The 13,546-nt window shown below is 65.1% G+C and carries 6 protein-coding genes and 1 tRNA gene; 6 read left to right on the plus strand and 1 reads right to left on the minus strand.

What is annotated here, in order from left to right; translation table 11 throughout:
- The first annotated feature begins 80 nt into the window (after nucleotides 1-80).
- The 5 genes from GHT07_RS21675 (at nucleotide 81) to GHT07_RS02015 (ending at nucleotide 13,145) form a co-directional block, all read left to right on the plus strand.
- Complete coding sequence (locus GHT07_RS21675; RefSeq protein WP_323740746.1) at nucleotides 81-9,158, plus strand: type I secretion C-terminal target domain-containing protein; 9,078 nt, start codon at nucleotides 81-83, stop codon at nucleotides 9,156-9,158.
- A 75-nt stretch (nucleotides 9,159-9,233) separates the two neighbouring features.
- Nucleotides 9,234-11,168 (plus strand): TolC family outer membrane protein, encoded by a 1,935-nt coding sequence (locus tag GHT07_RS02000; RefSeq protein ID WP_153583394.1) that lies wholly within the window; start codon nucleotides 9,234-9,236, stop codon nucleotides 11,166-11,168.
- Nucleotides 11,169-11,226: 58 nt separating this feature from the next.
- Nucleotides 11,227-12,462 (plus strand): glycosyltransferase, encoded by a 1,236-nt coding sequence (locus GHT07_RS02005; protein WP_153583395.1) that lies wholly within the window; start codon nucleotides 11,227-11,229, stop codon nucleotides 12,460-12,462.
- Nucleotides 12,463-12,507: 45 nt separating this feature from the next.
- Nucleotides 12,508-12,584: transfer RNA gene (locus GHT07_RS02010), tRNA-Arg, on the plus strand.
- Nucleotides 12,585-12,785: 201 nt separating this feature from the next.
- Entirely contained in the window at nucleotides 12,786-13,145 is a 360-nt protein-coding gene (locus GHT07_RS02015) for an Hpt domain-containing protein (RefSeq protein WP_153583396.1), read from the plus strand.
- A 71-nt stretch (nucleotides 13,146-13,216) separates the two neighbouring features.
- Here GHT07_RS02015 and GHT07_RS21250 read toward each other — a convergent pair whose 3' ends face one another.
- Nucleotides 13,217-13,432: a response regulator transcription factor gene (locus GHT07_RS21250; protein WP_323740779.1), complete on the minus strand. Its 216-nt coding sequence runs from the start codon at nucleotides 13,430-13,432 to the stop codon at nucleotides 13,217-13,219.
- On the opposite strand from GHT07_RS21250, the gene GHT07_RS21610 reads away from it, so the two are divergent.
- The gene (locus tag GHT07_RS21610; protein ID WP_267237560.1) at nucleotides 13,421-13,543 is read left to right on the plus strand and encodes a hypothetical protein; all 123 of its coding nucleotides are present in this window, start codon (nucleotides 13,421-13,423) and stop codon (nucleotides 13,541-13,543) included. The genes GHT07_RS21250 and GHT07_RS21610 overlap by 12 nt on opposite strands.
- Nucleotides 13,544-13,546 lie beyond the last annotated feature (3 nt).

The following is a 13,546-nucleotide window of genomic DNA, read 5'->3' on the forward strand; positions in this document are numbered from 1 at the left end:
ACCTGACCGTGGGCGGCGCCAGCGGCGTGGGCACGATCATTGACGATGACGCTGCGCCGACGATCGCGTCGGTGAGCAGCGTGAGCGCAACGGAAGCGACGAGCATCGTCCACACGGTGAACCTGTCGAATGCTTCCAGCAGCGCGACGACGTTCACCTTGACGCTGGGCGACGTGACGGCCACAGGCGGTGGAACCGACTACACCTCGACTCTGACCAGCACGGCCTTCACGAATGGCGTGACGATCTCGGGCGGTGTGATCACCGTGCCTGCGGGCGTGACGACGTTCTCGGTCTCCGTCCCGACAGCGGCTGACACGATCGACGAGCCGAACGAGACCTACAACCTGACCGTGGGTGGCGCGAGCGGCGTCGGCACGATCCTGGACGACGACGCAGCGCCGACGATCTCCTCCGTGACCAGCGCGAGCGCGACGGAAGCGACGAGCATCGTCCACACGGTGAACCTGTCGAATGCATCGAGCAGCGCGACCACGTTCACGCTGACGCTGGGCGATGTGACCGCCACAGGCGGTGGAACCGACTACACCTCGGCACTGACGAGCACGGCCTTCACGAACGGCGTGACGATCGCGGTCGGTGTCATCACTGTCCCGGCAGGCGTCACGACCTTCTCGGTCTCCGTGGCAACCACCACCGACACGATCGACGAGCCGAACGAGACGTACAACCTGACCGTGGGCGGCGCCTCGGGCGTGGGCACGATCCTGGACGACGATGCGGCACCGACGGTCTCCTCGGTGACCAGTGCGAGCGCAACGGAAGCGACGAGCATCGTCCACACAGTGAACCTGTCGAATCCGTCCAGCTCGGTCACAACATTCGCGCTGACGCTGGGCGGTGGCACAGCGACCGGCGGCGGCACCGACTACACCTCGACCCTGACGAGCACGGCATTCACCAATGGCGTGACGATTGCCGCCGGTGTCATCACCGTGCCTGCGGGCGTCACGACCTTCTCGGTCTCCGTCCCGACAGCGGCCGACACGATCGACGAGCCGAACGAAACCTACAACCTGACGGTGGGTGGCGCGAGCGGCGTCGGCACGATCATCGACGACGACAACGCGCCGACGATTGCTTCCGTGACCAGCGCGAGCGCGACAGAAGCGACGAGCATCGTCCACACCGTGAACCTGTCGAATGCCTCCAGCAGCGCGACGACGTTCACCCTGACCCTGGCGGATGTGACAGCGACCGGTGGCGGCACCGACTACACCTCGGCATTGACGAGCACGGCCTTCACGAATGGCGTGACGATTGCAGCTGGGGTGATCACTGTCCCGGCAGGCGTCACGACGTTCTCGGTATCTGTTGCCACAACGACCGACACGATCGACGAGCCGAACGAGACGTACAACCTCACCATCGGCGGCGCTTCGGGCGTCGGCACGATCATCGACGACGACGCTGCGCCGACGATCTCGTCGGTGTCGAGTGTCAGCGCGACGGAAGCGACGAGCATCGTCCACACGGTGAACCTGTCGAATCCCTCCAGCAGTGCCACGACGTTCACGTTGACGCTGGGTGACGTGACCGCCACGGGCGGCGGCACCGATTACACGTCGACCCTGACCAGCACGGCCTTCACGAATGGCGTGACCATCTCCGGCGGTGTCATCACCGTGCCTGCAGGCGTGACGACGTTCTCTGTCTCCGTCCCGACAGCAGCGGACACGATCGACGAGCCGAACGAGACGTACAACCTCACCATCGGCGGCGCCTCGGGTGTCGGCACGATCATCGACGACGATGCAGCGCCGACGATCTCGTCGGTGACGAGCGCCAGCGCGACGGAAGCGACGAGCATCGTTCACACGGTGAGCCTGTCGAATGCATCGAGCAGCGCGACCACGTTCACGCTGACTCTTGCTGATGTGACGGCGACGGGCGGCGGCACCGATTACACCTCGGCACTGACCAGCACGGCGTTCACGAACGGCGTGACGATTGCGGCTGGCGTGATCACCGTGCCGGCAGGCGTGACGACGTTCTCGGTCTCCGTACCGACGACCACGGACACGATCGACGAGCCGAACGAAACGTACAACCTGACCGTGGGCGGCGCCAGCGGCGTGGGCACGATCATTGACGACGACGCTGCGCCGACGATCTCGTCGGTCTCGAGCGTGAGTGCGACGGAAGCGACGAGCATCGTCCACACAGTGAACCTGTCGAATCCGTCCAGCTCAGTCACGACATTTGCATTGACGCTTGGCGGCGGCACAGCGACCGGTGGCGGCACCGACTACACCTCGACTCTGACGAGCACGGCCTTCACGAATGGCGTGACGATCTCCGGCGGTGTGATCACGGTGCCTGCAGGCGTGACCACGTTCTCTGTCTCCGTACCCACGGCGGCGGACACGATCGACGAGCCGAACGAGACGTATAACCTCACCATCGGCGGCGCCTCGGGCGTCGGCACGATCATCGATGACGACGCTGCACCGACGATTTCTTCCGTGACCAGCGCGAGCGCGACGGAAGCCACGAGCATCGTTCACACTGTGAACCTGTCGAATGCATCGAGCAGCGCGACGACGTTCACGCTGACCCTGGCCGATGTGACGGCAACGGGCGGCGGCACCGACTACACCTCGGCGCTCACGAGCACGGCCTTCACGAATGGCGTGACGATTGCGGGTGGTGTCATCACCGTGCCGGCAGGCGTGACGACATTCTCGGTGTCTGTTGCCACGACGACCGACACGATCGACGAAGCGAACGAGACCTACAACCTGACCGTGGGCGGCGCGAGCGGCGTCGGCACGATCCTGGACGACGACGCGGCACCGACGGTCTCCTCGGTCAGCAGCGTCAGCGCGACGGAAGCGACGAGCATCGTCCACACGGTGAATCTGTCGAACCCGTCCAGCTCGGTCACAACGTTCACGTTCACCTTCGGCGGCGGCACGGCCACGGGCGGCGGCACCGATTACACGTCGACCCTGACGAGCACGGCCTTCACGAATGGCGTGACGATCTCCGGCGGTGTGATCACGGTGCCTGCAGGCGTGACCACGTTCTCGGTCTCCGTGCCGACCACGTCGGACACGATCGACGAGCCGAACGAGACGTACAACCTGACGATTGGCGGCGCTTCGGGCGTCGGCACGATCATCGATGACGACGCTGCGCCGACGATCTCCTCCGTGACCAGCGCCAGCGCGACAGAAGCGACGAGCATTGTTCACACCGTAAACCTGTCGAATGCATCGAGCAGCGTGACCACGTTTACGCTGACCCTGGCCGATGTGACGGCCACAGGCGGCGGCACCGACTACACCTCGGCGCTCACGAGCACGGCCTTCACGAACGGCGTGACGATTGCGGGTGGTGTCATCACCGTGCCGGCAGGCGTCACGACCTTCTCGGTCTCCGTGGCAACCACCACCGACACGATCGACGAGCCGAACGAGACGTACAACCTGACCGTGGGCGGCGCCTCGGGCGTGGGCACGATCCTGGACGACGACGCGGCACCGACGATCTCCTCGGTCGGCAGCGTCAGCGCGACGGAAGCGACGAGCATCGTCCACACGGTGAATCTGTCGAACCCGTCCAGCTCGGTCACAACGTTCACGTTCACCTTCGGCGGCGGCACGGCCACGGGCGGCGGCACCGATTACACGTCGACCCTGACGAGCACGGCCTTCACGAATGGCGTCACGATCTCGGGCGGTGTCATCACCGTGCCCGCAGGCGTGACGACATTCTCGGTCTCCGTGCCGACCACGTCGGACACGATCGACGAGCCGAACGAGACGTACAACCTGACGATCGGCGGCGCCTCGGGTGTCGGCACGATCATCGACGACGACCCGACGCCGACCATCTCGTCTGTCAGCAGCGTCAGCGCGACGGAAGCGACGAGCATCGTCCACACTGTCAATCTGTCGAACCCGGCAAGCTCGGTGACAACCTTTGCCCTGGCGCTGGGTGATGTCACCGCGACGGGCGGCGGCACTGACTACACGTCGGCACTGACCAGCACGGCGTTTACCAATGGCGTGACGATCTCCGGCGGCGTCATCACCGTTCCCGCAGGCGTGACGACGTTCTCGGTCTCCGTGCCGACCACGTCGGACACGATCGACGAGCCGAACGAGACGTACAACCTGACCGTCGGTGGCGCCAGCGGCGTCGGCACGATCATCGACGACGACAACGCGCCGACTGTCTCCACCGTGTCGAACGACACGCAGATCGAAGGCACGAGCCTCGTGCAGACAGTCACGCTGACCAACTCGTCGAGCAGCGTCACCACCTTCACCTATGCACTGGGTGGCGGCACGGCGACGTCGGGCTCCGACTACAGCACGGCAGTGACTTTCAGCAATGGCGTGACCTTGTCGGGCGGTGTTGTCACTGTGCCCGCCAATGTCTCGTCGTTCACCGTCACGGTGCCCACCGTCAATGACACCACGCCCGAATCGACCGAGACGGTCACGCTGACTGTCGGCGGCATCTCCGGCACAGGCACGATCATCGACAACGAGCCGGACATCGACCTGGACCTGAACAATTCGTCCGCCGCGACGGGCCGCGACTTCAACAACTCGTACACCGAGAACGGCGCAGCCGTGACCATCGGCGATGTCGATACGAGGATCACGGATGCGGATTCCGTCAACATCGTCAGCGCGACGATCACTCTGACCAACAGGCAGGCGCTGGACGTCCTGACCGCAGGATCGCTGCCAGGCGGCATCGTCGCCAGCGCGTACGACTCGGTCACGGGCATCCTGACGCTGAGCGGAACCACGACGCTTGCGAACTACGAGACGGCGATCCGCACCATCACGTTCAGCAACACGGGTGACAACCCCGGTTCGGTGACCCGTGTCGTGACGGTGACGGTCAACGACGGAACAGCCGACAGCGCTGTCGCCACGGCCAATATCACCGTCACACCGGTGAACGATCCGCCGGTCACGAGCAACGTGGTGGCCAATGGCAACGAAGACCAGCCAGCGCCCATCGCGATCCCGCTGGTGGGCACCGACGTGGATGGCACGGTGGCGAGCTTCACGGTGTCGAGCCTGCCGACCAACGGCACGCTGTTCTACATCGACGCCGGCTTCGAGACTCCGGTGGTCATCGGCTCGCCGATACCGTCCACGGGCAACCTCACGCTGTACTTCAGGCCGCTGCCGGATTCGTTCGGCACGACGGGCTTCAACTTCATCACGACCGACAACAACGGCGCGAACTCGGCCAGTGCTACCGCAACGATCAACGTCGCATCGGTGGACGACGGCCTGCCGGCCGCAGTTGCGGATTCGTTCAACGTGGTGCTCGGCACGCCGATCACGTTCAGCAAGGCGTCGCTGCTGGCCAATGACACGCTGCCTGACCACGCGGCCTTCTTCTCGTTCACGACGGCCACGCCCAATGGCGCGCTGGTTGACAACGGCGATGGCACGATGACGTTCACGCCGAGCGTGACGGGCACGCCGACGTTCACCTACACCGTCAAAGACGACCAGGGCTCCACGAGCACCGCGACAGTCACGTTCAACGTGGGCACGGCGTCGGATGACCTCGCCACGGTGTACGAGTCGGCGCTGCCTGCCGGCTCCGGCGGCGGCAACCTGACTGCCTCGGGCTTCCTGCTCGCGAACGACGGCGGTGCAGGCACGCAGGTGTCGCGCATCACGCTCAATGGCGGCGGGACCTGGATCACCGACGGCGGGGCGGGTGACACCGACCCGACGGCTGGCGTCATTCGGGCGGCCACGACGTACGGCACGGTTTCAGTGACCGCGGCAACAGGTGCCTACACCTACACGCTCAACACGCGTGCCGACAATTCCCTGCCCGCGAACAACGCCGCGATCACGGACACGATCGGCTACGGCTACTCCACGAACAGCATCGCCGCGAACCTGCGCGTGTCGATCAGGGACGACGTGCCTGCCGCGGCAGACGCAACAGTGGTGATCCCGGCGAGCCCGTCGCAGGCCTACACGATCTACATCGTGCTGGACGTGTCGGGCTCCATGAGTGGCACGTCCGGTGCCGTGCGCAACACGGACGCCAACGGCGTGGTCACGATCACCGATCGCATCACGATCGCCAAGCAGGCGCTGATTGCGCTGGTCACGCAGTACTTCGCCCAGTCGTCCGACGTGATCGTCAAGTTCGAGACGTTCCAGGCGACCGCCTCATTCGTCGGCACCTACACGAACCTTTCAGCTGCAACGACCGGTATCAACAGCGCGACAGCGGGCGGCGGCACGAACTACGAAGCGGCCTTGAATGCGGCACAAGACAACTTCGGTGTGGTCGATTCGACGCGCAACAATTTCATCTACTTCCTGTCTGACGGCACGCCCTCGGTCGGCAACACGGTGGATCCGGCCACGGCGGTTTACGCCGGCACGGGCCGCAGCTTCGCAACATTTGCGAATGGCGCCTATGTGGGCGGCTCGTTCATCAACTCGTATGCCGTCGGCATCGGCACCGGTATCTCGTCGCTCACGCAGCTGAACGCGATCAACAACACCGACCAGCTGAAAGACGGCAACCCCGATCCGGCGATCATCGTGCCGGACCTGACGCAGCTTGACGACCAGCTTCTGTCGACCGTGCCGGTGACCTTCGGCGGCAACGTCGTCGCAGGTGGCTCCGGCACCTTTGCGACGTTCGGCGCCGACACCGGCTACGTCAAGACAATGACGCTGACGCTCGACACGAACAACAACGGCGTGATCGACGCGGGCGACGTCCCTGTGACCTTCACGTTCACGCCGGGCGGCACACCCGCGACGGATTCAATCACCGCGTCGAGTGCCGTGCCCGGCTTGCCACTCAATGGCACGCACACGCTCACGCTGAACCTGTCGCGCCAGTTTGTGTACGGCACGCTGGTCTTCGACTTCTCGACAGGTGACTACAGCTACTTCAGCGGCAATTCGGCCAATGCGGGTTCGAGCTTCTCGCTGACCTCGGTGGTGACCGACCTTGACGGCGACACGGCCTCGTCGACGCAGACCATCACCGTGGTCGACGGCAAGCCGTTTGCACGCGACGACTCGGACACGCTGTTTGCCGGAACGACTTTCCTGGAAGGCAACGTCGTGTCGGGTTCGGGCACCGATTCGGGCCTGGCCAACGGAACGGCGTTCAGCCCGTTTGCCTCGGCAGGCGCAGGCGTGGACACCATCGTCGACAACGCCAAGGTCACGGCGATCAATTTCCATGGCTCGTCAGTCAGCCTGATCGCCGCGACCGGATCGACGGCGCTCTTCGGCGGCACCTACACCGTGGCCTACAACGCCGGAACCGGCTTCGGCAGTTTCGTCTGGACCAAGGCAGACGGATCGGCGCTCACGTTCGATACGACGGGTTACTACAAGTACACGCCGCCAACGGCAAACATCCCCGTGACGCCGGCAGGCGCGGGCACGGCGACAGCAGTGTCCACAGCCTTGACGGCAGCGCCGGGCTTCGGTACGGGCGTCGATGTCATGGGCGTCACGGCAGCGGGTGCGCCGACAACCGTGAACTACAACGCGACAAGTGGTGTCGGCGTGCAGGGCGGCGGCAACAACGCGAACGTGAACAACGACGAGAACCTGCTCATCACGTTCCCGAAGTACTCGAGCGTGCAGTCGATCAACGTGAATGCGGCCAACAGCAACCTGGGCGGCGCCAATACCCTGACGTACAGCTTCTACAACTACAACACGCTGCTGGGCACGTTCACGAGCAATGCAGAAGGTGTTGTCGCGATGCCGGGGGCGATCTCGGCGCTCACCAACGTGACGCGCGTCGATATCAATGCAGACGGCACGTCGTCCGCGCGAATCCAGGGGATCAACTACACGTTGACGAGCACCGCGCAGACGTACCTCGACCTGCAAGCAGCGCCAGGCGGTGCGACGGGCGTGACGCTGTCAGGCATGTCGCGCACGAGCTCCGTGCCGGACACGACAGCGACATTCGCTGCGAACGTCGGCGCTGCGGTGACAGGCGGCGGCTCCAACGCCACCATCGACAACCTCGAGTCGCTCGTCATCACGTTTGCCCAGACCACGTTTGCGCTTGGCGTGCAGAACGTGGTGGTCAACGTCAGCCCGACCAGCAATCTCGGGCCGCCCGGTGGCGGTACCGATCCGTCGTTGACGTACAAGATGTACGGCGTCGATGGTGCTTTCCTGGGCCAGTTCAGCAGCGACAAGGAAGGCGCCGTGGCGATACCGACCACCTACAACGGTATCGGCAAGATCGTGATCGAGGCGGCCGGCGACGCCACGGCGTCGATTCAGGGCATTGCCTACGACACCGTTGCCAACCCGGCGGCGACGTCCATTGCGCCCGAGACAGTGGGCTACACGCTGACCGACGCGCAAAACTCGCAGTCGTCCGCCACGCTCACGCTCAACATCGTGAGCCAGAACTACTACGGCACGGCCGCAGGCGACACCATCACCGGTGGCACAGCCAACGACCACATCGTGGGCGTTGCGGGCGCAGACAGCCTCTCGGGCGGCGCAGGCTACGACATTCTGGACGGCGGCGACGGCAACGACACGCTCGACGGCGGCAACGACGATGACACGCTGGCAGGCGGCAACGGCAACGACAGCATGCGCGGTGGCGCGGGCAACGACGTCATGCGCGGCGATGCGGGCAACGACACGCTGGACGGCGGCACCGGCAACAACTGGCTGGATGGTGGCGCGGGCAACGACTCGCTGCTCGGCAACACCGGGGCCGACACGCTCACCGGTGGTGCGGGCAACGACATCATGGATGGCGCTGCAGGCGTGGACACGTTCCGCTTCCTGCTGGCGGACAAGGGCAGCACCGGCGCACCGAACGTGGACACCATTAACAACTTCGCGACGGGGCCCACGGGTGATGTGCTCGACCTGCGTGACCTGCTGGCGGGCGAGTCCACGAGCTTCGGCCTGACCGGTAACCTGACGTACTTCCTGCACTTCGAGAAGGTGGGTGCGGACACGAAGATCCACATCAGCTCGGGTGGCGGGTTCTCGGCGGGCTACCAGTTCTCCAAGGAAGACGAGACCATCATCGTGACGGGCGTCGACATGGTGACGGGCTTTGCAAGCGACCAGGCGATCATCCAGAACCTGTTGGCCAACAACAAGCTGGTGACTGATTGAAGAAGTTCGGCAACAGGCAGGGCCTCACGAAGGTCCGGCCTGAGCCGCGAGACATGAATTGAAAGAGGTTTGAGAATGAATCTGAAGACGACTTGGCACAAACTGACTGCAGGCGCTGCTACGGGCAGCTGTGCAGTGCTCTTTTCACTGGCGGTGATACCAGCGGCGATCGCGCAGTCGACGGCGCCTGTGCAGCCGGTGGGTGCCCAGGCGGCGAGTGCCTCGGAGGCAACGCCCCTCACGCTCAAGGAGGCTGCCCAGCTGGCAGTGCTGAAGAATCCTGAAGTGATGGCACGCTGGCACGCCATCCGCGCCGCCGAGTTCGAGCGCGACGCGGGCCGCGGCGGTTTCTTCCCGAAGGTGGACCTCAATGCCTCTGCCGGATCGCAGCGCCGCAACAACTTTGGCCAGTACAGCAGCCGCTGGGGCCAGCTGTCGCTCACGCAGTTGCTGTATGACGGCTTCACCCGCCAGGAAGTCTCGCGGCTGGACCACAACGTGCAGGCGCGCCTGTTCGAATTCTTCGACATCTCCGAGTCGACTGCGCTCGAAGCAGCGCGTGCGTACTACGACGTGCTGCGCTATCGCAACCTCGTGAAGCTCGCTGAAGACAACTTTGTGGAACACCGCGCCGTCTTCGCGCAGACCGATCGCCGCGTGCAGGCCAAAGTCGCGCGCGCGGTGGACCTGGAGCAGATCTCCGGGCGCCTGGCACTGGCCGAGGCCAACCTGCTGATCGAAACTGCCAACCTGCACGACACCACAGCGCGCTTCCAGCGCATCGTGGGCCGCGTGCCTTCCGAGTTGATGCCCGTGCCGCCGCAGTTGTCGGCGCAGCTGCCTGCTGACCCGACGGCCGCCGTCGACGGCGCACGCACGCGCCACCCGGCGCTGCTGGCCTCCATCGAGAACATGCGCGCTGCCAATGCCGCGCTCGCGTCGCGCTCGGGCGCCTACCAGCCGCGATTTGACTTCCGCCTGCGCCGCGACCAGGGCGTCAACCAGGACGGCCCGGTTGGCAGCGTGAACACGACCACGGCCGAAGTCCTGCTGACCTGGAACCTCTTCAATGGCGGCAGCGACCGTGCGCGCGAGCGCGAATTCGCGGAGCACGTGAACATCGCCAAGGACATCCGCGACAAGACCTGCCGCGACCTTCGCCAGACGCTGCTGATCGCGTTCAACGACGTGAACAAGCTGCGCGAGCAGATCGGCTACCTGGAGACGCACGAGGCGTCCGTGGCCAAGGCGCTGGGCGCGTATCGCCAGCAGTTCGACATCGGCCAGCGTTCGCTGCTCGACCTGCTCGACACCGAGAACGAGTTGTTCCAGGCCCGCCGCGCTGTCGTGAATGCGCGCCAGGACCAGAACATCGCCTATGCACGCGCACAGCAAGCTGTCGGCACGCTGCTGCGCGCGCTCGACCTGTCGAGCATGACGACCGGCCATGACGAAGACATGGCGCAGTGGCGCATGGAAGGCGACGCCGCGCAGCAATGCCCGGCCGAAGCCGTGACGGTGTACACCGTCGACAAGCAGGCGCTCACCACCCGTGCGCTGGCCCAGACACGCCCGGTGCTCAATGCGCCGTCCACCATCTCTGCCAGCCCATCGCCGAACGTGCAGCTGGTTCCTGCACCCCTGGCGCACGCGGGTCTTGCCAAGGAAGTGCGTGATGCAATCGAAGCCTGGCGCGCCGCATGGGGACGCAAGGACATCGACGCCTACCTCAATGCTTACGCGCCCGACTTCAAGCCCGCAGGCGACCTGACGCAAAAGGCGTGGAAGGCCAAGCGCCGCGCCATCATCGGCCGTGCCGATGGCGTCGCGATCGAGCTGTCTGATGTGTCCGTGATTGCCGACGGCCCTGACCGCGCAACGGCGACCTTCACGCAGACGTATCGCTCGTCCAGCTACCAGGACCGCACGCGCAAAGTCATGGTGTGGACGCGCTCCAAGGGCGGCTGGCTGATCCAGTCGGAGATTGCCGAGCCGGCCGCAGCAAAATAGCGGTCAGGCCAACAACGTGGAACCCTCCGCGGCGTCGCCCCGGAGGGTTTTTTCTTTCATGCGTTTTCTCTTCGTCCACCAGAACTTTCCAGGCCAGTTCAAACACGTCGCTGCCGCGCTTGCGGCGCGCGGCCATGAGGTGCACGCGCTGGGCGTGAACAAGCCGGCAGAGCCGGTGCCCGGCGTGCGGCACGCGTTGTATCGCGAGCCGGCGGTGCCGCCCATGGACGTGACCACGCCCATGGCGGCAGCCATGGCTGAGCTCTATTCCAAGGTGGCGCGTGGCGAGGCGGCGGCGCGCGCCATGCTGGCCGTGCAGAAGTCAGGTTTCGAGCCGGATGTCGTCGTCATCCACCCTGGCTGGGGTGAGGCGATGTTCGCCAAGGACATCTTCCCGCACGCGCGCTTGATCACGCATGCCGAGTACTTCTACGGCGGCAAAGACGGCGACATCGCGTTCGACCCGGAATTCAGCAAGCCATCCATTGGCGGCATGCAGCGCGTGCGCATCAAAAATACCCACCTGCTCCATGCGCTGAACGCATGCGATGCAGCGCTGACACCCACGCAATACCAGAAGGCGCAGCACCCCGGCTGGGCACTCGACAAGATCCGCGTGATCCACGAAGGCATCGACACCCGGCGCTTCAAGCCCGATGCAAATGCGAGCGTGCAGCTGAAGTCGGCAGGCCTCACGCTGCGGCCCGGCGACGAGATCATCACCTTCGCCGTGCGGCAACTCGAGCCGTACCGCGGCTATCACATCTTCATGCGCGCACTGCCGCTGCTGCAGAAGCTGCGGCCCAACGCGCGCGTGATCATCGTGGGCGGCGACGGCAACAGCTACGGCGCTGCGCCGCCCGCGGGCAAGACATGGAAAGACATCTTCCTGTCGGAAGTGGCGGCCCAGCTCGACATGAGCCGCATCCACTTTGTGGGCCGGGTGCCCCATGCCGTGCTGACGCAGCTCATGCAGGTGTCGGCCGTGCACGTGTACCTGACGTACCCGTTCGTGCTGTCGTGGTCGATGCTCGAAGCCATGAGCATTGGCTGCCTGATCGTCGCGTCCGACACGGCGCCGGTGCGCGAGGTGATCGAGCACGGCCGCAACGGCCTGCTCACGGACTTCTTCGACGTGGAAAAACTCGCGCACGCCACGGCCGATGCGCTGGCCCGGCGCGAGGAACTGGCGCCGCTGCGCGCGGCTGCGCGCGAGACGATCGTCAAGGGCTACGACCTGCACGATTACTGCCTGCCCGCCACGCTCGCGCTCATGGAAGAGGGGTGGGCCTGAGCGAATTACAGGAGCTGGATACGTCCTGCTATAATTTCAGGCTTAGCGGCTGTAGCTCAGTTGGATAGAGTACTTGGCTACGAACCAAGGGGTCGTGGGTTCAATTCCTGCCAGCCGCACCAGACAAGGTAATCAGATCAAGGACTTAGCGAGAGATCGCTAGGTCCTTTTTCTTTGCCCGCGCGCTGGCCGCAACTGGTTGCGGCACCTCCAAAAGCCCCGTCTTTGCACCCTTATTCAGCAGCTCGCCTGCTGCGGTCGCGTCATACGCTTGGGAACACTGGAACCCAGCATGGCTCGTCACGACCGCACAAGGAAGCCGCATGAATGAATCGATGAGCGTCGCTGGCACCGCTGCCATGCTGCAACTGCTCGGCATGCTGCCGCCTGCGTCGCGGCGCGAGATGGTGCGTATGTACCGCGCCATGCTCATTGCGCGCCCCGACGAGATCGCTGATGCACTGGCGCGCAACGACGATCCGTGCGCCATTGCGCTGGCTCACCAGGTCGCAGGCTCGGCGGGCATGATGCAGGATTCGTTGCTCTCGGCGCAGGTGCGCTCGATGGAGCACGCGCTGTGCGAAGGCCGCCGCGCCGATGCGCTTGTGCAATGGGCGCTCGTGCTTGGCAGCGTTGCCGCAACGCGCGCGGCGCTCGACGAGGCCTTTCCCGACTCACCCTGAAAAAGTCAGCCGTGCCCGCATCGAGCGCGCGCACTGGCATGCGCGCATCGAGCGTGCGCACTGGCATGCCCTCACTTCGAGGGTGGCAACAGGTGATGCCGGCGCGCGTAGTGCGCCAGTTCGGCCGCGCTCGACATGCGCATCTTCTCCATCAGCCGCGCGCGGTACACGCCCACCGTCCGCTCGGGCAAGTCCAGCTGCGCCGCAATGTCAGGCAAGCGCCGCCCTGAGGCGATCAGCCCCAGCAGCACCTGCTCGCGCGCCGACAGGCGCTGGTGCGGCAGCAGCTCCTGCGCAGCCTGCGCGGGCTGGCGTTCGACGGCGCCCGCGGCTGGAAGCTGTTTCCGGTGTACGGCTACGGCTACCGGCTCGACCGGGTGCCGCAGGTGCCGGCATGAAAC

Origin of the sequence: Caenimonas koreensis DSM 17982, from assembly GCF_009646335.1 — a bacterium.
GTDB lineage: Bacteria > Pseudomonadota > Gammaproteobacteria > Burkholderiales > Burkholderiaceae_C > Ramlibacter > Ramlibacter koreensis.

Excerpts from the sequence above, each read along its gene's own strand:
- GHT07_RS02015 (WP_153583396.1), top strand. The coding sequence starts at position 12,786 with ATGAATGAATCGATGAGCGTCGCTGGCACCGCTGCCATGCTGCAACTG.
- GHT07_RS02005 (WP_153583395.1), top strand. The coding sequence starts at position 11,227 with ATGCGTTTTCTCTTCGTCCACCAGAACTTTCCAGGCCAGTTCAAACAC.
- GHT07_RS02000 (WP_153583394.1), top strand. The coding sequence starts at position 9,234 with ATGAATCTGAAGACGACTTGGCACAAACTGACTGCAGGCGCTGCTACG.